At 52.9% G+C, this 20,773-nt stretch carries 20 protein-coding genes and 1 pseudogene; 14 read left to right on the top strand and 7 right to left on the bottom strand.

Features of this window, described 5'->3' with window-relative positions:
• The first annotated feature begins 213 nt into the window (after positions 1-213).
• The 4 genes from recQ to NST44_RS31045 all read left to right on the top strand — a co-directional run bounded on the left by recQ (position 214) and on the right by NST44_RS31045 (position 4,935).
• Entirely contained in the window at positions 214-2,094 is a 1,881-nt protein-coding gene (gene recQ, locus NST44_RS11360; protein ID WP_210094437.1) for a DNA helicase RecQ, read from the top strand.
• Between the two features lie 89 nt (positions 2,095-2,183).
• The gene (locus NST44_RS11365; protein ID WP_340899459.1) at positions 2,184-3,983 is read left to right on the top strand and encodes a B12-binding domain-containing radical SAM protein; all 1,800 of its coding nucleotides are present in this window, start codon (positions 2,184-2,186) and stop codon (positions 3,981-3,983) included.
• 357 nt (positions 3,984-4,340) lie between these two features.
• Positions 4,341-4,517 carry a hypothetical protein gene (locus tag NST44_RS11370; protein WP_340899461.1) on the top strand — a complete coding sequence of 59 codons (177 nt, stop codon included), beginning with the start codon at positions 4,341-4,343 and terminating at the stop codon, positions 4,515-4,517.
• A 130-nt stretch (positions 4,518-4,647) separates the two neighbouring features.
• Positions 4,648-4,935, top strand: a complete 288-nt coding sequence (locus NST44_RS31045; protein WP_213613836.1) for a pentapeptide repeat-containing protein — start codon at positions 4,648-4,650, stop codon at positions 4,933-4,935.
• Here NST44_RS31045 and NST44_RS11375 read toward each other — a convergent pair.
• The 4 genes and pseudogenes from NST44_RS11375 to NST44_RS11390 form a co-directional block, all read right to left on the bottom strand.
• A pseudogene (locus tag NST44_RS11375) lies at positions 4,883-5,803 on the bottom strand (alpha/beta hydrolase); the annotation flags it as partial. The gene NST44_RS31045 and the pseudogene NST44_RS11375 sit on opposite strands and share 53 nt — an antisense overlap.
• Positions 5,804-5,886: 83 nt before the next feature.
• Complete coding sequence (locus NST44_RS11380; protein ID WP_007127231.1) at positions 5,887-6,855, bottom strand: type I phosphomannose isomerase catalytic subunit; 969 nt, start codon at positions 6,853-6,855, stop codon at positions 5,887-5,889.
• A gap of 71 nt (positions 6,856-6,926) precedes the next feature.
• Positions 6,927-7,517 carry a class I SAM-dependent methyltransferase gene (locus tag NST44_RS11385; protein ID WP_210094433.1) on the bottom strand — a complete coding sequence of 197 codons (591 nt, stop codon included), beginning with the start codon at positions 7,515-7,517 and terminating at the stop codon, positions 6,927-6,929.
• Entirely contained in the window at positions 7,517-8,470 is a 954-nt protein-coding gene (locus NST44_RS11390) for a TIGR01212 family radical SAM protein (RefSeq protein ID WP_144867422.1), read from the bottom strand. The genes NST44_RS11385 and NST44_RS11390 overlap by 1 nt, the downstream gene beginning before the upstream one ends.
• A 331-nt stretch (positions 8,471-8,801) precedes the next feature.
• Here NST44_RS11390 and NST44_RS11395 point away from each other — a divergent pair, with 331 nt between their 5' ends.
• Both NST44_RS11395 and trmB read left to right on the top strand, forming a co-directional pair.
• Entirely contained in the window at positions 8,802-8,981 is a 180-nt protein-coding gene (locus tag NST44_RS11395; protein ID WP_007127234.1) for a hypothetical protein, read from the top strand.
• Between the two features lie 190 nt (positions 8,982-9,171).
• A complete protein-coding gene (gene trmB / locus NST44_RS11400) occupies positions 9,172-9,885 on the top strand; it encodes a tRNA (guanosine(46)-N7)-methyltransferase TrmB (protein ID WP_144867421.1) in 714 nt (237 codons plus the stop codon).
• 184 nt (positions 9,886-10,069) lie between these two features.
• Here the strand turns inward: trmB and NST44_RS11405 are convergent, their stop codons facing one another.
• Entirely contained in the window at positions 10,070-11,197 is a 1,128-nt protein-coding gene (locus tag NST44_RS11405) for an MGDG synthase family glycosyltransferase (RefSeq protein WP_210094431.1), read from the bottom strand.
• A 674-nt stretch (positions 11,198-11,871) separates the two neighbouring features.
• On the opposite strand from NST44_RS11405, the gene NST44_RS11410 reads away from it, so the two are divergent.
• The 5 genes from NST44_RS11410 (at position 11,872) to NST44_RS11430 (ending at position 15,015) form a co-directional block, all read left to right on the top strand.
• Positions 11,872-13,110: a glycosyltransferase family 2 protein gene (locus tag NST44_RS11410; RefSeq protein ID WP_007127237.1), complete on the top strand. Its 1,239-nt coding sequence runs from the start codon at positions 11,872-11,874 to the stop codon at positions 13,108-13,110.
• A 274-nt stretch (positions 13,111-13,384) separates the two neighbouring features.
• On the top strand, positions 13,385-13,879 hold the full coding sequence (gene infC / locus NST44_RS11415; protein WP_007127238.1) for a translation initiation factor IF-3: 495 nt from the start codon (positions 13,385-13,387) through the stop codon (positions 13,877-13,879).
• Between the two features lie 26 nt (positions 13,880-13,905).
• Complete coding sequence (rpmI, locus tag NST44_RS11420) at positions 13,906-14,106, top strand: 50S ribosomal protein L35 (RefSeq protein ID WP_007127239.1); 201 nt, start codon at positions 13,906-13,908, stop codon at positions 14,104-14,106.
• 30 nt (positions 14,107-14,136) lie between these two features.
• A complete protein-coding gene (rplT, locus tag NST44_RS11425) occupies positions 14,137-14,496 on the top strand; it encodes a 50S ribosomal protein L20 (RefSeq protein WP_007127240.1) in 360 nt (119 codons plus the stop codon).
• Positions 14,497-14,700: 204 nt separating this feature from the next.
• Entirely contained in the window at positions 14,701-15,015 is a 315-nt protein-coding gene (locus NST44_RS11430; RefSeq protein ID WP_007127241.1) for a hypothetical protein, read from the top strand.
• 3 nt (positions 15,016-15,018) lie between these two features.
• Here the strand turns inward: NST44_RS11430 and NST44_RS11435 are convergent, their stop codons facing one another.
• A complete protein-coding gene (locus NST44_RS11435; protein ID WP_007127242.1) occupies positions 15,019-15,465 on the bottom strand; it encodes a GNAT family N-acetyltransferase in 447 nt (148 codons plus the stop codon).
• A gap of 614 nt (positions 15,466-16,079) precedes the next feature.
• Here NST44_RS11435 and ilvB point away from each other — a divergent pair.
• The 3 genes from ilvB (at position 16,080) to ilvC (ending at position 19,472) form a co-directional block, all read left to right on the top strand.
• Entirely contained in the window at positions 16,080-17,822 is a 1,743-nt protein-coding gene (gene ilvB, locus NST44_RS11440) for a biosynthetic-type acetolactate synthase large subunit (protein ID WP_007127243.1), read from the top strand.
• A 1-nt stretch (position 17,823) separates the two neighbouring features.
• Positions 17,824-18,309, top strand: coding sequence for an acetolactate synthase small subunit (gene ilvN, locus NST44_RS11445; RefSeq protein ID WP_007127244.1), 486 nt, complete (start codon positions 17,824-17,826; stop codon positions 18,307-18,309).
• A gap of 170 nt (positions 18,310-18,479) precedes the next feature.
• A complete protein-coding gene (gene ilvC / locus NST44_RS11450) occupies positions 18,480-19,472 on the top strand; it encodes a ketol-acid reductoisomerase (RefSeq protein ID WP_007127245.1) in 993 nt (330 codons plus the stop codon).
• Between the two features lie 291 nt (positions 19,473-19,763).
• Here ilvC and NST44_RS11455 read toward each other — a convergent pair whose 3' ends face one another.
• A complete protein-coding gene (locus tag NST44_RS11455; protein ID WP_340899476.1) occupies positions 19,764-20,744 on the bottom strand; it encodes an aldo/keto reductase in 981 nt (326 codons plus the stop codon).
• Positions 20,745-20,773 lie beyond the last annotated feature (29 nt).

Here is a 20,773-nt window from a genome sequence, read left to right on the forward strand (position 1 = left end):
AAGGATGGTATGTTTGTTAACGGTCGGCGTCGCTCGAACCCCTGCCCGGTAAGAAGGACGCGATCATGCGGCTTCAGCTTACACGGTGCGATCTCTTCCCTGTGGGAACGGTTCGTGGTCCGGGGCATGCCAAAGATGGCAATCGATCCAGCTCGATCGGGCGACAGGACGAATAAATTAGTTGCAAAGTAGTGATATAAGGAGTTTTTATCCATGAATGTGGAAACGAATGATAGAGAATCCATGAATATGGACGCCGCTCGGGAGTACCTACAGCGGTATTATGGTTATCCGGATTTTCGGGAAGGGCAGAAGAAGATCGTGGACAGCCTGCTGCACGGAAGGGATACGCTCGGCATTATGCCGACCGGCGGCGGAAAATCCATCTGCTACCAAATTCCTGCCCTGATGCATCCGGGGCTGACGCTTGTCATCTCGCCTCTGATATCCTTGATGAAGGACCAGGTGGATGCATTGACGACGGCGGGCATCAACGCCGCTTACATCAACAGTACGCTGAGCGGCAAAGAAGTGAACGAGCGCATTCGCGCGGCCAAGCGGGGGGATTTGAAGCTGCTGTACGTCGCGCCGGAACGGCTTGAGCTGGACTGGTTCCGGGAGGAAATGGCCAGCCTGGATATCTCCATCGTCGCCGTAGACGAGGCGCACTGTGTGTCTCAGTGGGGGCATGACTTCCGGACAAGCTATCTTTCAGTTGCGCCATTTGTCGCGGAGCTGCCCGGAAGGCCGATTGTTGCGGCATTCACGGCAACGGCCACACCGGAGGTCATGGAGGATATGCAGCGTCTTCTCCGCCTAGATGACCCGCAGGTATTCGTTACAGGGCTTGGCCGCGACAATCTTGAAATGTCGGTGCTGCGCGGGGAGAATAAGCGGGAGTTCGTACTGAATTACGCGGCTTCGCACACCCACCAGCCGGGCATCATCTACGCGGCCACCCGCAAAGAGGTCGATGATCTGTGTCAACGGCTGCAGGCCCATGGATTGCTCGCAGGCCGGTACCATGCCGGGATGAGCGATGCCGAGCGGGCCGAGAGCCAGGAAGCGTTCCTGTATGACGATATTCGGGTGATCGTCGCCACGAATGCGTTCGGCATGGGGATCGACAAATCGAATGTGCGTTACGTTATCCATTACAATATGCCGAAAAATATGGAGTCCTACGTGCAGGAGGCGGGCCGTGCGGGAAGGGACGGCGAGCCGAGCCAGTGCATCCTGCTGTTCAGCGCGCAGGACATCATGACCCAGAAGTTTCTGATCGAACAGAACCCGCAGGATTCGGAGCGCAAGCATAATGAATACCGCAAGTTACAGCAAATGATCGATTACTGCTATACAACGCGCTGCCTGCGCAGTGCCATGCTGGATTATTTTGGGGAGGAGCACGACGATAAGCCGTGCGGCACATGCAGCTCCTGCACGGACGATCGGGAGCTGATCGATATTACCGTGGATGCGCAGAAGATCTTCTCCTGCATTCATCGGATGCGCGAGCGGTTTGGCGTGTCTATGGTGGCAGCGGTTTTAAAGGGCTCACGTGCCAAAAAGGTTCTGGAATACGGCTTTGACCGCCTGCCCACCTATGGCGTCATGTCGAATCGAACCGAGAAGGAAATATCCGAGACGATCAATGTGCTCATCTCGGAGGGCTATTTGGCGCTGACAGAGGGACAATATCCGGTCGTGAAGCTGCAGAGCGGGGCTGCTGAAGTGCTCAAGGGCCAGCGCGAGGTCATGCAGCGCGTGCCGAGACCTGCACGCACCGCCGGCAGCACGCGCAGCGCCAGCCGCCGCGATTCATCGCCATCGGCGGTCAACGAGACGGTGTTCGAGCAGCTTCGCCTCATCCGGCGGGAGTTGGCGAGCAAGGAGCATGTACCTTCCTACATCATTTTCAATGATGCAACGCTGCGCGAAATGAGCGTGGTCTGCCCGCAGACCGAGGACGAAATGCTGCAGGTCAAAGGTGTAGGGGAAGTGAAATTCCGCAAGTACGGTCGGCCGTTTCTGGAGTTTTTTCAAAATGGCCCGGGGGTTACGGCGGAAAGTGATGACTTGTATGATTATGAGTGAGAGGCAGTCGCAATCCCTGCGATGAAGAGGCGTTAGACCTGCGGATCGCTCGCTGCCTGTACGGAATTTGAAGAGAAGGATCGTGAATCATGAAAGTCATTTTATCTACCTTGAACGCAAAATATATACACACATCTCTTGCCATACGCTGCTTGAAGGCTTACAGCGAGAAGGATTTTGATATCGAACTGGCGGAATACACCATTAAGGACCCGGTTATGAACATCGTCTCCGACCTGTTTCAGCGCCAACCGGATGTGATCGGATTTTCCTGTTATATTTGGAACATCGAAGAGACCATTAAAGTGATTGATATCGTCAAGAAGATTATGCCCGAGGTTACGATCGTTCTCGGCGGACCGGAAGTTTCCTACGATACGGATTATTGGATGAAGCGGCTCGTTAACGTCGATTTTATCGTCATGGGCGAAGGGGAGGAGACGTTCCACCATTTGCTTCAGACGATCGAAGGGGACCGCAAATTCCATTTTGTGTACGGCATCGCTTATCGCAAGCAGGATGAGGTCATCATCAATCCCGGCAGGCCGAAAAGCATACTGGCCGAGCTGCCCTCGCCGCACCGCTTTCCGGAGGACATTCCGCATCTCGGCAAACGGGTGGTGTATTTTGAGACGAGCCGGGGCTGTCCTTTCAGCTGTCAGTTCTGTCTTTCGAGCATCGAGGTCGGCGTGCGTTATTATGATATTGAGCGGACGAAGGCCGACATTTTGTATCTGATCGAGAATGGCGCGAAGCTCATCAAGTTCGTCGACCGGACCTTTAACATTAAACGGGATTATGCGCTGGAAATGTTCGAGTTCCTTATCAAGAACCACGGCGGCTGCGTGTTCCAGTTCGAGATTACGGCCGATATTATGAGGCCGGAGGTGCTCGACTACTTGTCGAAGAATGCGTCGCCGGGCATATTCCGCTTCGAGATCGGCGTTCAATCCACGAACGATCCGACGAACGAGCTGGTGAAGCGGCGGCAGAACTTTGCGAAGCTGTCCCGGACGGTAACGATGATCAAGGAAAGCGGCAAGATTGACCAGCATCTGGATCTGATTGCAGGCCTGCCGCTGGAGGACTATGATACCTTCCGTAAAACCTTTAATGATGTGTTCGCCTTGGGGCCAGAGGAGCTGCAGCTGGGCTTTTTGAAGATGCTTCGAGGAACGGGGCTCCGCATTGATGCCGAGAAATATAACTATACGTACATGGATCATGCGCCATACGAAATTTTGAGCAGCGATGTGCTGCCCTTCTCGGATATCGTACGATTAAAGCGGCTGGAGGATGTGCTGGAGAAGTATTGGAACGCGCACCGGATGGACCACACGGTCAACTACTTAATCCGGCACGAATTTGCTTCTCCATTCGATTTCTTCCAGGAGTTTGGAGATTATTGGGAGGGCCAGGGCTGGCAAAAAATCGGCCATCAGCTCGAGGACCTGTTCACCCGCTTGACGGCTTTTTTGGAAGATCGCCAAACGCCGAACATGGACATCATTACCGGGCTGATGAAATTCGATTATTTCCTGGGCCATAAGTATAAGCCGCGTAAAATATGGTGGGAGCACACGCAAAATAAAGCGGAGTGGTCGGCCAACGTACGGCGGATCCTGGAGCAGCCAACCGAGCTGTCTGACGGCTTCGCCGAGCTTGGCATTACGGAGAGAGAGCTGCAGAAGCATGCAATGATCGAGCTGCTGCCCTTCGACCTACAGGATGTTATCCGCGGCGGCGGGACCGGTATCCCGCTCGACCGGGAGCAAGGGCGTGCAGCCACGCTGCTGCTCGTGCTATACCAGCAGGATGATCGCGGCCAGCCGCGGTATTTCACGATGCCGCTGGCGGGGGCGGCTGCAGGCGGGGAGCTCCTTGGTTAAAGGAGCTCCGGGAAAAGAGAATAAGGCGCCTGGAGCGTGAACAAGTCCCTATTCGGGACGTGTGTGGAGAAAAGCGGCGCCGGAGCGTGAACAAGTCTCCTTTCGGGGCTTGTGTAGGTTCCAAGGTAACCTGCAGAAACCTCAAGTGTTAAAATCAAGGGGTTTCAGGTAACTGTATCTCCTCAGGGAATTAGGTAATGATCAGTTACAGTAAATTCTCATTAATAGGTATCTGCTACTCCTCGAGTAGGTTAACGGTTTGCCCCTTTCTAGAGAGTTGATGCTGCTACAGTATAATTCGATCCGATAATCGGTACGCTAGTGGCATAATACGATGAAAAAGGAGGGGGACTCGGGATGAACGAAAAGCAAGAGCACCGTCCTGATCAAAGCACCCAAGAGGAGCCGACCATCGCCCCAGGCATGGAAACGAATAATGATTTGCGCGAGGAGGCCACCGACGAGGAGATCCAACGGGGCGATTATACGGAAGTCACCCAGTTCGTCATTGACCGAACACCGGATGACGAGTAAATATAGTCGGAGAAACATGAGCGGGGTGGTTGGATAGACGCTCAAGTTGCACTTCGCGTTATAGCAAAAGGGATGCCCCTGGTCCATGGACCAATAGGCATCCCTTTTTTACATTCGTTTTCAACTACCCATGACAGCCACTGCTTCCCTTACCTGTTCAATCAAGCGTCTTTGGGGGTCGCGTCTGCTGAACTCTTGTCTTCGGCACTCGCGTCTTTCGCAAGCGCGTTTTCGGGGCTCGCGTTTTCGGTACGCGTGTCTTCGGCACTCGTGTCTGATGCATTCGCGTCTTCAGCACTCGCATCACTCGCGTCCCTCACATTGGCGTCTTCGATACTTGCAGCATCCCCAAGGGTGTCTGCAGGCGTATGCCGCTCCAACCAGTCCAGCAGATGCGCGGCGACTTCATCCCGGTTGATCTCATGCAGCATTTCATGTCGGCCGCCGGGATACAGCCGGTATTCCAGGTCCGCAATGCCGTATTCCCGATACAGTTCGATAAGCTGCCGGACGCCCTTGCCGCGCTGGCCGACCGGGTCCTCCTCGCCGGAGAAGATATAAACCGGCTTATCCTTGCGTAGCCCTTTCATCAGCTGTGGCTTGTGGAGCTGCAGCAGCAGCCGGAAGAAATCCCGGAAGAAACGGGCGCTGCATACTTGCCCGCAATAGGGGTCGTCAATGTATTTATCGACCTCGGCCTCGTCCCGGGACAGCCAGTCAAACGGGGTGCGGATAACGCCGAAGCCCTTGTTGTAGGGCCCGAACACGATGGCATTCAGCATCAGGCTGCGGTGTGTACTGCCCTGAAGGCGCATCTGCGCCGATGCAAGCTGAATCCCGAACGGGAGCATCTTCTGGGGCCCGTTCGTGCCGGAGAGGATGAAGCCGTCGAAACGATCGCCGTGAATGCACATGATTTTCTGGGTGAGGAAGGAGCCCATGCTGTGCCCCATTAAGAACAGAGGCAGGCCCGGGTATTCCTTCCGATGCTCGGAAGCGAGCAGCAGCTGATCCTCAATCATGCCTTCGAATCCATTCTCTCCGGCGTCGCCGAGACGCTCGAGGTTCCCGGCCGTCAGCCCATGCCCGCGATGGTCGTTCGCGTATACCGCATATCCGTGGTCAGTAAGCAAGGCAGCGAGCTCCTCGTAGCGTTTGCCGGTTTCGCACATGCCGTGGGCGATCTGGACGACTGCCCGAATCCGGGTCTCGCTGTCCGGAAGCCATTTATATACATGGATCGGCATGGCTTCAGCATTCAACATGGTAAACGTTTCGCTTTGCATCTAGGACTTGCACCTCCATACAGACAATATTTACCCTGCATTGCCTCGTATGTCTCTGATGAGTGGAGCCGTGCTGCTTAAGCTTAAGGAAGATAGGAACGAAGAACCGTGGATTCCCCGTCCAGGGTGTAAGTTCCCAGGTTAGCAGGGAGCAGGAAGCATTGGCCGGACGTATAGTCGATCGAGCCTCCGTCCCAACGCAGGGTTCCCTTTCCGTCACAGACGACGATAATGGTAAAGCTGTCCTCGGATGTCGAGAGCTCCCATGCTCCGTTAACGACGCCTTTCTCCACGATGAAGTATGGCGATTGCGCGAGCTGGAGCCATTCCCCCGGAACAGCGCCTTCCGTGCTCATCTTCGTGGCCCCTGAGCCTTCATAGGCTGTGACATTGAGGGAATCCTCAATGTGAAGCTCGCGCGGCTTGCCGTCGAGCCCTGGACGGTTGTAGTCGTAAATCCGATAGGTGGTATCCGAATTTTGTTGGATCTCCGCGACCACAACCCCTGCGCACAGGGCATGAACGGTGCCTGCCGGTATGTAGAACGTATCGCCGGCTTTCACGGGCACCTCTTGAAGCTGCTCCATGACGGTGCCGTTTTCCATCGCTTCCTTCAGAACGTCGCGGGTAACGCCTTCCTTCAGACCGTAAATGATCTTGGCGTCCGGCTTTGCATCAAGCACATACCACATTTCCGTCTTGCCGAGTTCTCCCTTCGGAAGACCTTCGTAATCATCGGTCGGATGTACCTGTACGGACAGATTGTCGTTGCAGTCAAGGAGCTTGATCAAGAGCGGGAAACGTCCGTTCACTTCGGAAAAGCCTTTCGCGCCGAACCATTCGCGTCCGAGCTGTTCGCGGATCTGGTCGAGGCCGCGGCCAGCCAGCTCACCGTTTACGATCGTAGTCGTGCCGTTCGGATGGTCCGCGATCATCCAGCCTTCGCCGATATGCCCTTCGGGAAGCTCCAGGCCGAACTGCTCCAGCGCGCGGCCGCCCCATACACGCTCTTTAAATTCGGGTTGAAACAATAGTGGATAAGGTTTCGTCATTGTTAATCAACTGCCTTTCATCATGATGGTATTGATGGTTGATAAAATGGTTGTGCCTCATTGAACTCTTATCATAACGGCTTTTTTCGTTCCAGCGCAATAAGATATGGCGCATCCGGCCGCTGCAGTCCCCGGTACACGATCGTCTGAGCCGTGCTCCATGGCAGGCTTGCGGCCCAGTCCTCAACAGCGGCGGCCTCCGTGTCGCCGCCCCGGTGGCCGGGATACAGCACGATGGTGATGATGCCGCCGGGCCGCAGCAGCTGCAAGGAAGACTCAAGAGCGGCAATGGTGCTTTCAGGCACAGTCATAATCTGCTTATCTGCCGTGTCTGCCGGGAGATAGCCTAGATTAAACATGACGGCTCCGATCCGGCCATGAAGCTGCTCGGGAACGCAGCTATTCATGCGGGCATGGCTTTCAAGGCGCAGTGATACCTCTCCAATGGATGCTTGAGGCTCCTTGGCAAGCCTGCTGCGCGTCAGCTCCAGTGCTTCCTCTTGAATATCGAAGGCGTATACTTTGCCTTTCGAGCCGACGCAGCGTGCCAGAAACAGGGTGTCGGCGCCCGTACCGGCTGTGGCATCCAGCGCAGCCTCCCCCGCCCGAAGCCGCTCCGACACGAGCTTATGCGCAAAGCTCAACACGGAAAGGAAACCCATTACGCATCCCTCCACAGCTTGCCCTGCCATGTATCCCGGCGTTTCAGCTCGGCATCGATGCCGTTGAGAACCGGCCATTTGTCGAGGCTCCACATCGGCCCGATGAGCAGCTCCCGCGGCGCGTCCCCGGTCAGGCGGTGGATGATCATCTCAGGCGGCAGGAATTCCAGCGTGTCGACGATCAAATTCACGTACTCGTCACGTTCAAGGAATCGCAGCAATCCAGCTTCATACTGCTTCACCATCGGGGTTTTGCGCATCAGGTGCAGCAGATGGATTTTGATGCCCTGGACATCCATCTTTGAGACCGCCTTGCCGGTAGCAAGCATCATTTCATGGTCCTCCTGCGGAAGACCGTAGATGATATGGGTGCACACACGGATGTTATGCTTACGCAGCTTCTCAACGGCCCTGAGGTAGCATTCGGTGTCATGGGCGCGGTTGATCAGCTCGGAAGTTGAGTCGTGAATGGTCTGCAGCCCCATCTCCACCCATAGATAAGTTCGTTCGTTCAGCTCGGCCAAATATTCGATGACATCGTCAGGCAGGCAGTCCGGGCGCGTTGCGATCGACAATCCAACCACGCCGGGCTGCTTAAGGATCACTTCATAATATTCGCGAAGCACTTCGACCGGAGCATAGGTGTTGGTGTAGGCCTGAAAGTACCCGATGTACTTCGCGTTCGGCCATTTCAGATGCTGTCTGTCCCGGATCGTATTGAACTGGGTGACCAGGTCATCCCGACGGCTCCCGGCAAAATCGCCGGATCCGCGTGCGCTGCAGAAGGTGCAGCCGCCCTTGGCAATCGTTCCGTCGCGGTTGGGACAAGTAAAGCCGGCATCCAGCATGACCTTGAACACTTTGTCCTGGAATTGGCTGCGCATCTCGTAATTCCATGTATGAAATCGTTTATCCCCCCATAATCTTGGGGTCTGAATCACTGTTGTACTCATCGCTTCTCCTTTACAGCACATCGATGGGCTGAATACGTTGTAAGCAGCTAAGGCCAGGCCCCGGGATTTCTCCAAAAGGATACGGCTTTTTCGGCTGCTTTTTCTTTGATTTGCGGTTTACGTCTATTGTAGCAAAAAACAGCCTTTATCGTCATATGGGGGTCTTACAGCCTAATTCTTCATTGTTACTTGAATGGGCCTCCCTTAGTTGGTATATTTAAATTAGAAAAATAAATATCTGTTTCAGGCTGTTTTGGTACGGGTATATATACGGAGAGGATTCATATTTGTAAGACGTCATGGATACAATAATACCGTGAGGTGATTGCGAATGAATTCATCGACAGTGAAGTCTGACAGAGATAAAATCGCTGTGGAACTTACCCCGAATGAAGCTTTGGCTCTGACCGGCGTGGAATTTAACGCCGACCATGATGTGAAGGCTTCGGCACAACGTAAAATTCGGGCCGCCTTTGAGAAGACATTTGATTTTCAAGCACAGGAAAGGTAAATATTTCACAGTTTAACTACCGCGGAACCCCAATTCCAATATAAGAAAGAGGAACCTGTTTCTTTTCCGAGAGGGAAAGATAGGGTTCCTTTTTCTATTGGCTCTTTACTTTTGGCTGTAACTTCGTCACAATAATGCAGTATCGGGATATGACGTCCCAATTCATTGGACAAGCTTGTGGAGGTATGTGATGCGTTTACGCGGGAGAAAAGGTATTCGGGAAAATCTGGAGCAGCAGGAAGACCTGGTCGTTTTGGACCCCGGTCAATATAGAGGAAAGTGGGCCGAGCTGTTCGGCAACGAACTTCCGATCCATGTCGAATTTGGCATGGGCAAAGGCCAGTTCATCAGTCAGATGAGCTATAAGCACCGGGATGTCAATTTTATCGGCGTCGATATGTACGACGAGCTGATCCGTCGTGCAAGCGAGAAGGGCCGGGGCGTATGGGCTTCGGAGGGAGTGGATACCCCGCCGAACTTGAAGCTGGCGCTGTTAAATATCGAGAACGTCGAGCAGGCTTTCGCTCCGGGAGAGATCGAACGGATTTATTTGAATTTCAGCGATCCGTGGCCTAAATCGAGACATGCACGCCGCCGTTTGACGCATCCGCGGTTCCTGGATAAATATAAGGTGATTTTGAACGACAGAGGCCAGATTCACTTTAAGACGGACTCGGTCACGCTGTTCGAATTTTCGTTGAATGCTTTCGCGGATTACGGTTTGCAGATGACTAATATTTCCTTGGATTTACACCGCGACGGGCTGAACGAAGAGCATGTGATGACCGAATACGAGACGAAGTTTGTCGGGCAGGGGATGAAGATTCATCGCTGCGAGGTCCTTATGGGGGAAGCAGCGCTTGAAAGCTATCGACCGAACCGGCTGGAGAAATACGGAAAATAGTGGAAGGCGCAATGCCAGCTCCGTGCACTTCCTATGATAACGGTTACACGACTAATTATAATAGTAGAAAAAGATCGAACTTGCACCGATTCACATCCGGATCCTCGGGAAAATGGTCGATTATGCAGCTTCGTGCGGCATGGGATGGAAACGCGGTTTGTCAAAAAAAGGTGTACTCCAATTTCTAGGAGTACACCTTTTCATTTTCAAGCATGTCGATGATGCTTTTCGCGCTTTGCATGGGATGAAACCGCTCGATGTCCTTCAAATTTCGCTCCCGCTGTTCCTGGATGCGGTCGTATTGGTGAAGCAGCATGTTCATCCATTTGCCGATGACCTCAAGCGAGGTAATCGGCTCCCCAAGGCCTTGAGCCGTAAAATATTGGCAATTCTCTTCCTCCTGTCCGGGAAGCGGCTGATGAAACAGCATCGGAATGCCTTTGGCCAGCCCTTCCGTACAGGTCATTCCGCCAGGCTTCGTGACGAGCAGATCGGACACTTCCATCAGCTTGTCAATTTCGCGGGTAAAGCCCAGCAGCCGGATATTCGGGTGCTGGAAGCGCGGGTTGGCTTCCATCTCCTCCCGGGCCTTGTCATTGTTTCCAAGGCAGAAGATAATCTGGACTTGCCTGCTCCACCGGGTCAAATATTCGTTAACGACCTCGTCGTTCATAATGCCCCAGCCGCCGCCCATAACGAGAACGGTCGGCATATCGGACAGATTGAAGCGCTCGCGGATTTCATCCTTGCTTGGATGCGTCCAGAAGTCGGGGTGGATCGGAATGCCGGTCACCTGGATTTTCGCCTGGGAGACGCCGCGGTTCAGCAGCTTTCTCTTCACTTCCGGCGTCGAGACGAAGTAGCGGTCGACTTCCGGACTGATCCACGTATCATGGGCATCGTAATCGGTAATAACGGTACACAGAGGCACATCGGTGCCCAGCCGCTTCAAACGGGATATCACCGCGCTTGGAATGAAGTGCGTGCACACGATGATGTCGGGCCGAAGCGCCCTTACCACGTTCTTGGTGCTTGTATAGAAAATCCGGTGCAGCGCTAAAGCAGTAAACCGGTTAAAGGACTTCTGATGGCGGTACATGTACCCTACGAGTCTCGGGCGTGTCGTGATCGTCTTCCTGTAAGCCGAAATGATCAACGGAGCGATCTTGGGGTTCAGGAAGCTTCCGAGCTCTAGTACCTTCGTTTGTACGCTAGGGGACAATTGGCGCAGGCTGCTGGAGAGTGCGTGGGCGGCCTGCGTATGACCGGCACCGAACCCTTCAGATAACAGCAAGACTCTTTTTTTAGCCACTACTTTTCACCCGTTCTGCAGCGTTATTCTTTAACTTTAACATATCGGCTTTAGGAAGAGAATGCAACTATTTCCGGCTGCTATGAGGAGGGACTATGGTCCCGGATCAAGAAATCAATGCTGCCATGCGCTGCCGCATCCTGCTTGCTACTTAAGCCACTTGACGGCGATGCGGATTTTGTAGAAAAGAAGGGTCTGCGGACTTTTGACTTCGGTAAAAGGAGCCGCTACAATGATTCAAACGGACAGCAAAAAGTTTATTTAAAGAAAAGAGCGTGATGAATCAAAACTTTTTGGTTGTCTGTTACGTTTATTCATTGGCGGACAAGTTTGCGGTAAAAAAATTAGGCGGCCAAAAGAAATAAAAAGCAAGAAAACAGATGAAAATAAGAACTAAAGCCGTTTGAAACGAAGTTTGCTGCCACGCTGGACCGCAAGCTGAGCTCTTTTACGAAGTTTTTCGGTAAATTAGAGCATTCCACGCTTTTGACAAAAGATACGAAAGTGTGGAAAATCGTGTATGACGTGCGAAAAGCAGCCCCGCGGCACCGAGGCTAAGATCTAGAAAAGACACAAGACAAAAGTCAACAGGGTCATAAGAGCAAGAAAAAACATGTAGAGAGAAAAAAACACAACACATTCTCGGGTTATAAAAAAGGGGGTAACGGAGAATCATGACAGACGCCATCTTTATCGCGCTCCAATTATTTTTGGCCGCGGTGGGTGTGTACCAGTTCGTATTCTCTTTGTTTGGTCTGATCAAGAGAAAGAAGAAAAAGCACTTTGCACCGAATAAATCCTTTGCAGTCCTTGTGGCTGCACACAACGAAGAGCAGGTTGTCGGGGCTCTTATGGAGAACCTGAAGCAGCTCAATTATCCGAAGGAACTGTACGATGTATTCGTCATCTGCGACAACTGTACAGACCGCACAGCCGACATCGTCCGTTCGCATGGGATGAATGCGTGCGTGCGCACGAATCAAAATCTTCGCGGGAAAGGGTATGCCATCGAGTGGATGCTCAAAGAGCTCTGGGCGATGCCTCGTCAGTACGATGCGGTCGTCATGTTTGACGCCGACAATCTGGCGGATCCGAATTTCCTGATTGAAATGAATAACGACCTTTGCTCGGGAGCGAAGGTCATCCAGGGATATATCGACACCAAGAACCCTGAGGATTCCTGGATCACGGCCGCTTACGGCGTATCCTACTGGTATATCAACCGTCTGTGGCAGCTGTCCCGCCACAATTTGAATATGGCTAATTTCCTTGGCGGCACCGGCATGTGCTTCGAGACCAATCTCCTGAAGGAGATGGGCTGGGGAGCTACGAGCTTGGTGGAGGACCTGGAGTTTACGATGCGCAGCGTGATGCGCGGCGTATATCCGAAGTTCAACTATGACGCCAAAGTGTTCGACGAAAAGCCGCTGACATTCAAGGCTTCGGCCAGGCAGCGTCTGCGCTGGATGCAGGGTCACTTTACGGTTGCCCGTCGTTATTTCTTCCCGCTGCTGTGGCGTGCCATTAAGGAGCGCAGCCTCGTGAAGCTCGACTTGGCGCTGTATGGGGTCAACGTGTATATCGTCCTGCTGACGTTCGTGCTGACCGCCATCATTTGGGTCGATAATTCGTTCTTTGACGGTCCGAATATCGCGAACCTGTACGGGCATTTGCCGATCTGGCTGAGCTTTACGGCGATTGCGGCGAACGTGTTCACCTTCATGATCGCAATGATCCTGGAGAAGGTGAAGTTCAAGAAGGTATACCTGTACCTCGTCCTGTTCCCGATCTATCTGCTGTCTTGGTATCCGATTACCGTCTATGCCTTCTTCACGCAGAACAACAAAACATGGAGCCATACCGAGCATACACGTGTCGTTCGGCTTGAGGAAGTACAGAGCAAGCAAGGTTAATTAAATTTTGCGAGCAGTGTTGACATAGTCCAGTGTACTTGTTATACTGTTCTAGTCTTTGTAACAGAATATTCTGATTGCAAGTAGAAGCACCGCTTCTCACCTGACCGACATAGGTTGGCTGGTTTGATCACGAAATCAATGAATGGATTAAGTTTCATTTTTGAATGAGTTATCAAATAGGGATGTCGGTGGTTGAACCGTCATCCCTTTATTTTTTTGCAAGCAGGAATCACAAGTTATCTGGAGGTGGAGGACTATCAGTAAGGAACATATGATCAATGACGAGATTCGGGCCAAGGAAGTACGTTTGGTCGGCCCGGAGGGTGAACAGATCGGGATCAAGCCGATTCGTGAAGCACTGCAGATGGCAATTGATCTCAATCTGGATCTGGTGAACGTGGCCCCTCAGGCGAAACCGCCGGTATGCCGCATCATGGACTACGGTAAATTCCGCTATGAGCAGCAGAAGAAAGAGAAGGAAGCGCGCAAGAACCAGAAGATCGTGGATATCAAGGAAGTATGGTTCCGGGCCAACATTGAGGAGCATGATTTCCAGACCAAGCTCCGCAATGTCGTTAAGTTTTTGAAGGACGGCGATAAAGTGAAATGCTCCGTGCGTTTCCGCGGTCGTGAAATCACCCATGCGAACATCGGCCAGAAGATTCTGGAGCGCGTGAAGACGGAAGTGGCGGACCTCTGCGTCGTCGAACGTCAGCCGAAGCTGGAAGGCCGCAGCATGATTATGATTTTGGCTCCTAAAGCCTAAGAGAAATTAGAGGAGGAAGTACAACAATGCCTAAAATGAAAACACACAGCAGCCTGAAAGGCCGCTTCAAGATTACTGGTACGGGTAAAGTTAAACGTTACAAAGCTTACAAAAACCACTTGCTGTCCCACAAATCCAAGCGTGCGAAGCGCGTATTGTCCAACAGCCCAGTAATGGCGCCTGGAGATGTTAAACGTTTGAAGCAAGGTCTGGCTAACTTGAAATAGTAAACAACATTTATTGGGAGGTCTTTTGATATGGCACGAGTTAAAGGCGGATTTGTCGTTCGTCGTCGACATAAAAAAGTATTGAAGCTTGCTAAAGGTTATTTTGGTTCCAAACACCGTATTTTTAAAACTGCAAACGAGCAGGTTATGAAATCCCTCGTTTATGCATACCGGGATCGCCGTCAAACGAAGCGCAATTTCCGTAAATTGTGGATCGTTCGTATTAACGCGGCTGCTCGCCAAAACGGTCTGTCCTACAGCAAAATGATGCATGGCCTGAAGCTTGCTGGCGTGGATATCAACCGCAAAATGCTGGCTGATCTGGCTGTGAACGATCTGAACGCATTCAACTCTTTGGCAACCGTTGCTAAAGAAAAAGTGAACGCTTAATACTACATGTATGAAGAAACCGCCGAATTATTCGGCGGTTTCTTTGCGTATATCAGGATATCTTAAGGATTCGGCAATGCTGGTTAATTCGGTATCTTTATACATGAAATCGCCGTCTATATTTGCTGTATAGGGCCATGAAACAGGCAAGCCTCCCCCTTCCGGAATAGATTGAAATGTATATTACCTCAAGGAGGGATTTTCATGGAAAAGCCTGTCAACAAGGCGAAACTGAAGTCGTATGTGGGCAAGCGGATTGTTGCGTATAAGAAAGACGGAACTATGGTGACAGGCAAATTGGTTAAGGTATCCGGGAGCCGTTTGTTCGTTGAACCGGGCGGCAAGCAGGTAAAGACCAAAGCCATCGTTCCTCTCGTGCTGTTCGACTTGCTTGCGATCGGCACCGCGCCTTACGCTTACGGCGGGTATCCCGGGTATGGGGGATATCCCGGATATGGCGGATTCTACGGCCCTGGTTACGGCGGGTTTGGCGGACCGTTCGGCGGATTCTTCTGGTAAAGACTAGGGATACCACACTTTTTCCATTTCGTAGCATTGGCTGGTTGAGATGATTCGGGTTACCGTATAACCGAGCTTTCTGTAAAAGGCGAGCCCGCCCCGGTTCCCGACGTCTACCATCACCTTCGCTCGCTTGCAACCGCGGGATACAGCGAAACGTTCGGCATGCTCCATCAGGCGGATGCCCCATTGCTTTCGCTGTACGGCGGGTGCGACGGCCAGCATATCGATATACAGCAGCTCGCCATGCACCAGGAAGTGGATGAAGGCGAGGACTCGATCCTCCTGTCCGGCTGCAACCAGGGTTACGCCGCGCCGTAATCGGGCAGGGATATCTTTGCGAATCGCATGGATCTCCTTCGGGCTCATATGGGAAAGAGGGACGAGCTCGGATTCGATCAGCTGCAGAATCATGACGTCATCCTGCCCGGGTTTCCAGTAGCGGATCATCGTTATTTCTCTCCCTTCTCTCGCCGAGGTTTGCTGCTCAATTTATCATATGTACCAGGCTCTGGGAGCGTGTTTAGCGGCAATGGCCGGAAGCTTCGAATTGCGTAGTGAATGAAAACCTCTCATGCGAAGTAAAATAAATGTGTTGACTTCTGGATTGGAACGATCATATAATGTTTCTAAACATTTTAACGAATATATCCAATCGGCAATGATGAGGACGAAGTTTAAAGGGCTCTTTTGCTCAGAGAGTGGATGGATCTGCTGAAACCACCACCAAAATCCCTTTTATACGAGCTCACCTCGGAGCTGTTTTCCTGAAAGATGCTAGGCTATGACTTTACCGCATTAAGTCGTAACAGCATTTATTAGGGAAAATCGTGTAAGTCCACGTTACGGACTGCAGATATTGAAGAGCTGGTGTTATGCGAGAGCCTTCATACCTGCTGAGGCTTTACACTGCGAGGTGTAGAGCAAACATGGGTGGTACCACGGAAGCCAGAACCTTTCGTCCCTCACACGGAGATAATCCGGGTGTGGAGACGGAAGGTTTTTTTGTTGCTTAGATCATGGTGGAAATTAGAGCATGCCAATATTTGAGAGGAGGATGACTGATGAGCGCGCAAACTCCAGAAGTGCGGTCTACAGAACAATTACGTGAGAAATGGATGAAGCCTGAAGTGATTACCGGATCGGAAATCTTGCTTCGGAGTCTTCTGCTCGAAGGTGTCGAGTGCGTTTTCGGATATCCGGGCGGAGCCGTCCTGTATATCTACGATGCAATGTATGGTTTTGAGGATTTCAACCATGTCTTGACTCGTCACGAGCAAGGCGCCATCCATGCAGCCGACGGATATGCCCGGGCAAGCGGTAAAGTAGGTGTATGTATCGCGACCTCGGGACCGGGGGCAACGAACCTCGTAACCGGGATTGCAACAGCCTATATGGATTCTGTTCCGCTCGTTGTCATTACCGGTAACGTAGCAACGACGCTGATCGGAACGGATGCCTTCCAGGAAGCGGATATTACAGGCATCACGATGCCGATCACCAAACACAGCTATCTGGTGCGGAATGTCGAAGATCTGCCGCGGATCATCCACGAGGCCTTCCACATCGCGTCCACGGGACGTAAAGGGCCGGTGCTGATCGATATTCCGAAGGACGTATCGGCGGCAACGACGCTGTTCAAGCCGGAAGATACCGTCCACCTGCGGGGCTATAACCCGCGAACGGTACCGAATCGTCTGCAGCTCGACAAGCTGGCCCGCGCGATCGAGGATGCCGAGCGTCCAATGATTCTTGCCGGCGGCGGCGTCATATACTCCGGCGCACACGAAGGGCTGCTGGAATTCGTCAACAAGACGGGCATTCCGATCACGACGACGCTGCTCGGGCTGGGCGGATTCCCGACGGGACACGAGCTCTGGACGGGCATGCCGGGCATGCATGGCACGTACACGTCGAACCAGGCCATTCAACAATCCGACCTGCTGATCAGTATCGGAGCGAGATTCGATGATCGCGTTACCGGCAAACTGAACGGATTTGCACCGAATGCCAAAATTGCTCATATTGACATCGATCCGGCGGAGATCGGCAAGAACGTGCCAACCGATATCCCGATTGTCGGGGATGTCAAAACCGTGCTTGAAATGCTGAATCCGCTCGTCGGATACGCAGGCAAGGCGGATGCTTGGAGAGACCAGATCGGCAAGTGGAAGGCGGAATATCCGTACCGCTACGTGGATTCGGATACCGTACTCAAGCCGCAGTGGGTTATCGAAATGCTGAACGAGACGACCAAGGGCGAAGCGATCGTAACGACGGACGTCGGACAGCACCAGATGTGGGCGGCCCAGTATTACAAATTCAACCAGCCGCGTTCATGGATCACCTCCGGCGGCCTCGGCACGATGGGCTTCGGATTCCCTTCCGCCATCGGCGCCCAAATGGCCCATCCCGACCGGCTCGTCATCTCGATCAACGGGGACGGCGGCATGCAGATGTGCTCCCAGGAGCTTGCGATCTGCGCCATCAACAACATTCCGGTCAAAATCGTGGTCATCAACAACCAGGTGCTTGGCATGGTTCGCCAATGGCAGGAGCTGATCTACGACAACCGTTACAGCCACATCGATCTGGCGGGCAGCCCGGATTTCGTCAAGCTTGCTGAAGCTTACGGTGTGAAAGGTCTTCGCGCCACGACGAAAGACGAAGCGCACCGCGCTTGGGCCGAAGCGATGGAAACGCCGGGACCGGTGCTCGTCGAGTTCGTGGTCGAGAAAGGCGAGAACGTGTATCCGATGGTACCGCAAGGGTCGACGATCGATCAAATGCTGATGGGGGATGCGTAAGATGAGTACAAAACATACCATTGCCGTACTAGTAAACGACCAGCCGGGTGTCCTGCAGCGGGTTTCGGGACTGTTTGGCCGCAGAGGCTTCAACATCGAGAGCATTACCGTGGGGCAATCGGAGGAGCAGGGGCTGTCGCGGATGGTTATCGTGACGACAGGAGATGACACGACGCTGGAGCAGATCGAGAAGCAGCTATACAAGCTGATCGATGTCATCAAAGTCATCAACCTGAGCTCCAAGCCGATGGTCGCAAGGGAGCTTGCCCTGATCAAGGTCAAGGCGGAGCCTTCCGCCAGACCTGAAATCATGGGCGTTGTCGAGACCTTCCGGGCTTCGGTCGTCGACATCGGTACCACCAATCTGATGGTTCAGGTTGTTGGCGATACCGTGAAGATCGATGCGATGATCGAGCTGTTGAAGCCTTACGGGATCCAGGAGCTGTCCCGGACCGGGGTTACCGCGATGATTCGCGGTAATGCGTAATCATCCGTTCGCTTTTTGATGCTTTTCGCTTCTGAGCTTCAAACCATCAATATCAGCAGACACCTGCATGGCATGAGCGGGTGTTTCAGCAGACCGGGCCACTAAGCCGGGTCGATTGAAATACCCGCTCATCATGAAGGGTCTTTAAAATTAAAGGAGGACTTATCCAAATGGCAGTTACTACTTATTATGAACAAGATGCAGAGCTTAGCGTACTTAAGGACAAAACGATCGCGGTAATCGGCTACGGCAGCCAAGGGCATGCCCAAGCGCAGAACCTGCGTGACAGCGGTCTCCAAGTGGTGATCGGTCTTCGTGAAGGAAAATCCTTCGACAAGGCGAAAAACGACGGGTTCGAGGTGCTTTCTGTAGCGGAGGCTGTAAGCCGTGCGGATGTCGTTCAAATCCTCATGCCGGACGAGACGCAAGCGTCGGTGTACAAGAATGACATCGAGCCGAACCTGAAAAAGGGTGCAGCTCTGATGTTCTCCCATGGCTTCAACGTTCATTTCGGCCAAATCGTGGCTCCTAAAGACAACGACGTCCTGCTCGTAGCTCCGAAATCCCCGGGCCACATGGTTCGCCGCACGTATGTTGAGGGCTTCGGCGTACCTGGATTGATCGCGATCGAGAAGGACGCGACCGGACAAGCTAAGGCAATCGGCCTTGCTTATGCTAAAGGTATCGGCTGTACCCGTGCAGGCGTTATCGAAACATCCTTCCGCGAAGAAACCGAAACCGATCTGTTCGGTGAGCAGGCTGTACTGTGCGGCGGCGTATCCGCGCTGATCAAAGCCGGTTTCGAAACGCTGACAGAAGCCGGTTATGCTCCGGAAATGGCTTACTTCGAGTGTCTGCATGAACTGAAGCTGATCGTTGACATGATCTATGAAGGCGGACTTGCGAACATGCGCGACTCCATCAGTAACACTGCGGAATACGGCGACTACGTAACAGGCCCACGCATCGTTACCGACGAAACGAAGAAAGCGATGAAGGAAGTATTGTCCGATATTCAACAGGGTAAATTCGCTCGCGACTTTATTCTCGAGAACCAATCCGGCCGTGCATTCCTGACGGCTACTCGCCGCAACGAGTCCGAGCACCAGCTTGAAGTCGTTGGCGCTCAGCTTCGTGAAATGATGCATTGGATCAAGAAATAAGAAGATTTAATGTCATTAGAAGATTTATGGCTTCCAGCCTTTTCTATGGGACGGGTGAACAGCCTGGAAATAACAGATTTAAAAAGGAGGAACCGCTATTAAGGCGGCTCCTCCTTTTATTTGTATTGGCCGAGGACGGTTATGGCCCCACCGGAGAAAGCTAGCGCGTAAGCAGATGTGCTCCGGTACTTTCGCTCCGACTGAAATCGTTTAAACGCTGTGAGGGGCTAATATTGTGAACAACTTGTCCAAAGTGGCGTTATTTTTACAGGGTGTTCCAGGATTTGCGTCTTACCAGGCGTAAGCTTGCGGCGCAGGGCCACCCGGACCAGGGAAAATTTCATCCAGCCGCTTCATAACCGATTCGTCGAGCTCCACCTCGAGGCATCTCAAGGAGCTTTCGAATTGTTCCAAAGTACGCGGACCGATGATCGGTCCAGTGACGGCCGGATTTTTAAGAAGCCAGGCCAGTGCCACGTTGTCCTGCGGCTCTCCGAGCTCCTGGCAAAGTGCGGCGAATTGCTCCAGCTGGGCACGGTGCTTCTCGATCCGCTCCGCATTGCCGCCGCTTCTCGAACCCTCAATCTTCTTCAGCGCGTTGCGCCCCAGCAATCCGCCGTCGAGCGGACTCCAAGGAATTACGCCGAGACCGAGGCTCTGCGCTGCTGGCAGCACTTCAAGCTCAGGGAGCCGGCAGGTCAGGCTGTACTTATGCTGCTCGGATACCAGACCAAGGAAGTTCCGGTTTTTGGCAGCGGCTTGAGCAACGGCGATGTGCCAACCGGCGAAATTGCTGGAGCCGACATAGCCGATTTTTCCCTGATGCACCGCGACCTCAAATGCTCCCCAGAGCTCGTCCCATGTTACGGATGAATCCACGTGATGCATTTGATACAGCTCGATATGATCGGTCTGCAGCCGCTTCAGCGACCCTTCAAGATGGCGCCGGAGCTTGTAGGCGGACAAGCCGGCTGCATCATTGGGACCGTCGAGTGGATCGCTCATCGCCCCGTAAAATTTCGTGGCCAAAATGACCTTTTCCCGACGGCCGCCGCCCTGCTTGAACCACCGCCCGATTATCGTTTCGGTCAGCCCGGCGTTCTCGCCCCAGCCGTAAACATTAGCGGTGTCGAAAAAATTCACGCCGGCATCCACCGCCGCATCCATGATGCGAAAAGCTTCCTTCTCATCCGTGGCAGGTCCGAAATTCATCGTACCGAGACACAGACGGCTGACTTTCATGCCGGATTTACCTAGAGAGGTGTACTGCATGAGGGGATCATCTCCTTGGTGGGTATTGG

The sequence above is a fragment of the Paenibacillus sp. FSL W8-0919 genome, from assembly GCF_038003785.1.
GTDB classification, from domain to species: domain Bacteria; phylum Bacillota; class Bacilli; order Paenibacillales; family Paenibacillaceae; genus Paenibacillus_AQ; species Paenibacillus_AQ lactis.

Bases quoted from the DNA above. Each gene is read 5' to 3' on its own strand.
- recQ (WP_210094437.1), top strand. From the start codon at position 214: ATGAATGTGGAAACGAATGATAGAGAATCCATGAATATGGACGCCGCT.
- trmB (WP_144867421.1), top strand. From the start codon at position 9,172: ATGCGTTTACGCGGGAGAAAAGGTATTCGGGAAAATCTGGAGCAGCAG.
- ilvN (WP_007127244.1), top strand. From the start codon at position 17,824: ATGAGTACAAAACATACCATTGCCGTACTAGTAAACGACCAGCCGGGT.
- rplT (WP_007127240.1), top strand. From the start codon at position 14,137: ATGGCACGAGTTAAAGGCGGATTTGTCGTTCGTCGTCGACATAAAAAA.
- ilvC (WP_007127245.1), top strand. From the start codon at position 18,480: ATGGCAGTTACTACTTATTATGAACAAGATGCAGAGCTTAGCGTACTT.
- NST44_RS11395 (WP_007127234.1), top strand. From the start codon at position 8,802: ATGAATTCATCGACAGTGAAGTCTGACAGAGATAAAATCGCTGTGGAA.
- NST44_RS11370 (WP_340899461.1), top strand. From the start codon at position 4,341: ATGAACGAAAAGCAAGAGCACCGTCCTGATCAAAGCACCCAAGAGGAG.
- ilvB (WP_007127243.1), top strand. From the start codon at position 16,080: ATGAGCGCGCAAACTCCAGAAGTGCGGTCTACAGAACAATTACGTGAG.
- NST44_RS11430 (WP_007127241.1), top strand. From the start codon at position 14,701: ATGGAAAAGCCTGTCAACAAGGCGAAACTGAAGTCGTATGTGGGCAAG.
- NST44_RS11380 (WP_007127231.1), bottom strand. From the start codon at position 6,855: ATGACGAAACCTTATCCACTATTGTTTCAACCCGAATTTAAAGAGCGT.
- NST44_RS11385 (WP_210094433.1), bottom strand. From the start codon at position 7,517: ATGGGTTTCCTTTCCGTGTTGAGCTTTGCGCATAAGCTCGTGTCGGAG.
- NST44_RS31045 (WP_213613836.1), top strand. From the start codon at position 4,648: ATGACAGCCACTGCTTCCCTTACCTGTTCAATCAAGCGTCTTTGGGGG.
- NST44_RS11435 (WP_007127242.1), bottom strand. From the start codon at position 15,465: ATGATCCGCTACTGGAAACCCGGGCAGGATGACGTCATGATTCTGCAG.
- infC (WP_007127238.1), top strand. From the start codon at position 13,385: ATGATCAATGACGAGATTCGGGCCAAGGAAGTACGTTTGGTCGGCCCG.
- NST44_RS11455 (WP_340899476.1), bottom strand. From the start codon at position 20,744: ATGCAGTACACCTCTCTAGGTAAATCCGGCATGAAAGTCAGCCGTCTG.
- NST44_RS11410 (WP_007127237.1), top strand. From the start codon at position 11,872: ATGACAGACGCCATCTTTATCGCGCTCCAATTATTTTTGGCCGCGGTG.
- rpmI (WP_007127239.1), top strand. From the start codon at position 13,906: ATGCCTAAAATGAAAACACACAGCAGCCTGAAAGGCCGCTTCAAGATT.
- NST44_RS11390 (WP_144867422.1), bottom strand. From the start codon at position 8,470: ATGAGTACAACAGTGATTCAGACCCCAAGATTATGGGGGGATAAACGA.
- NST44_RS11365 (WP_340899459.1), top strand. From the start codon at position 2,184: ATGAAAGTCATTTTATCTACCTTGAACGCAAAATATATACACACATCT.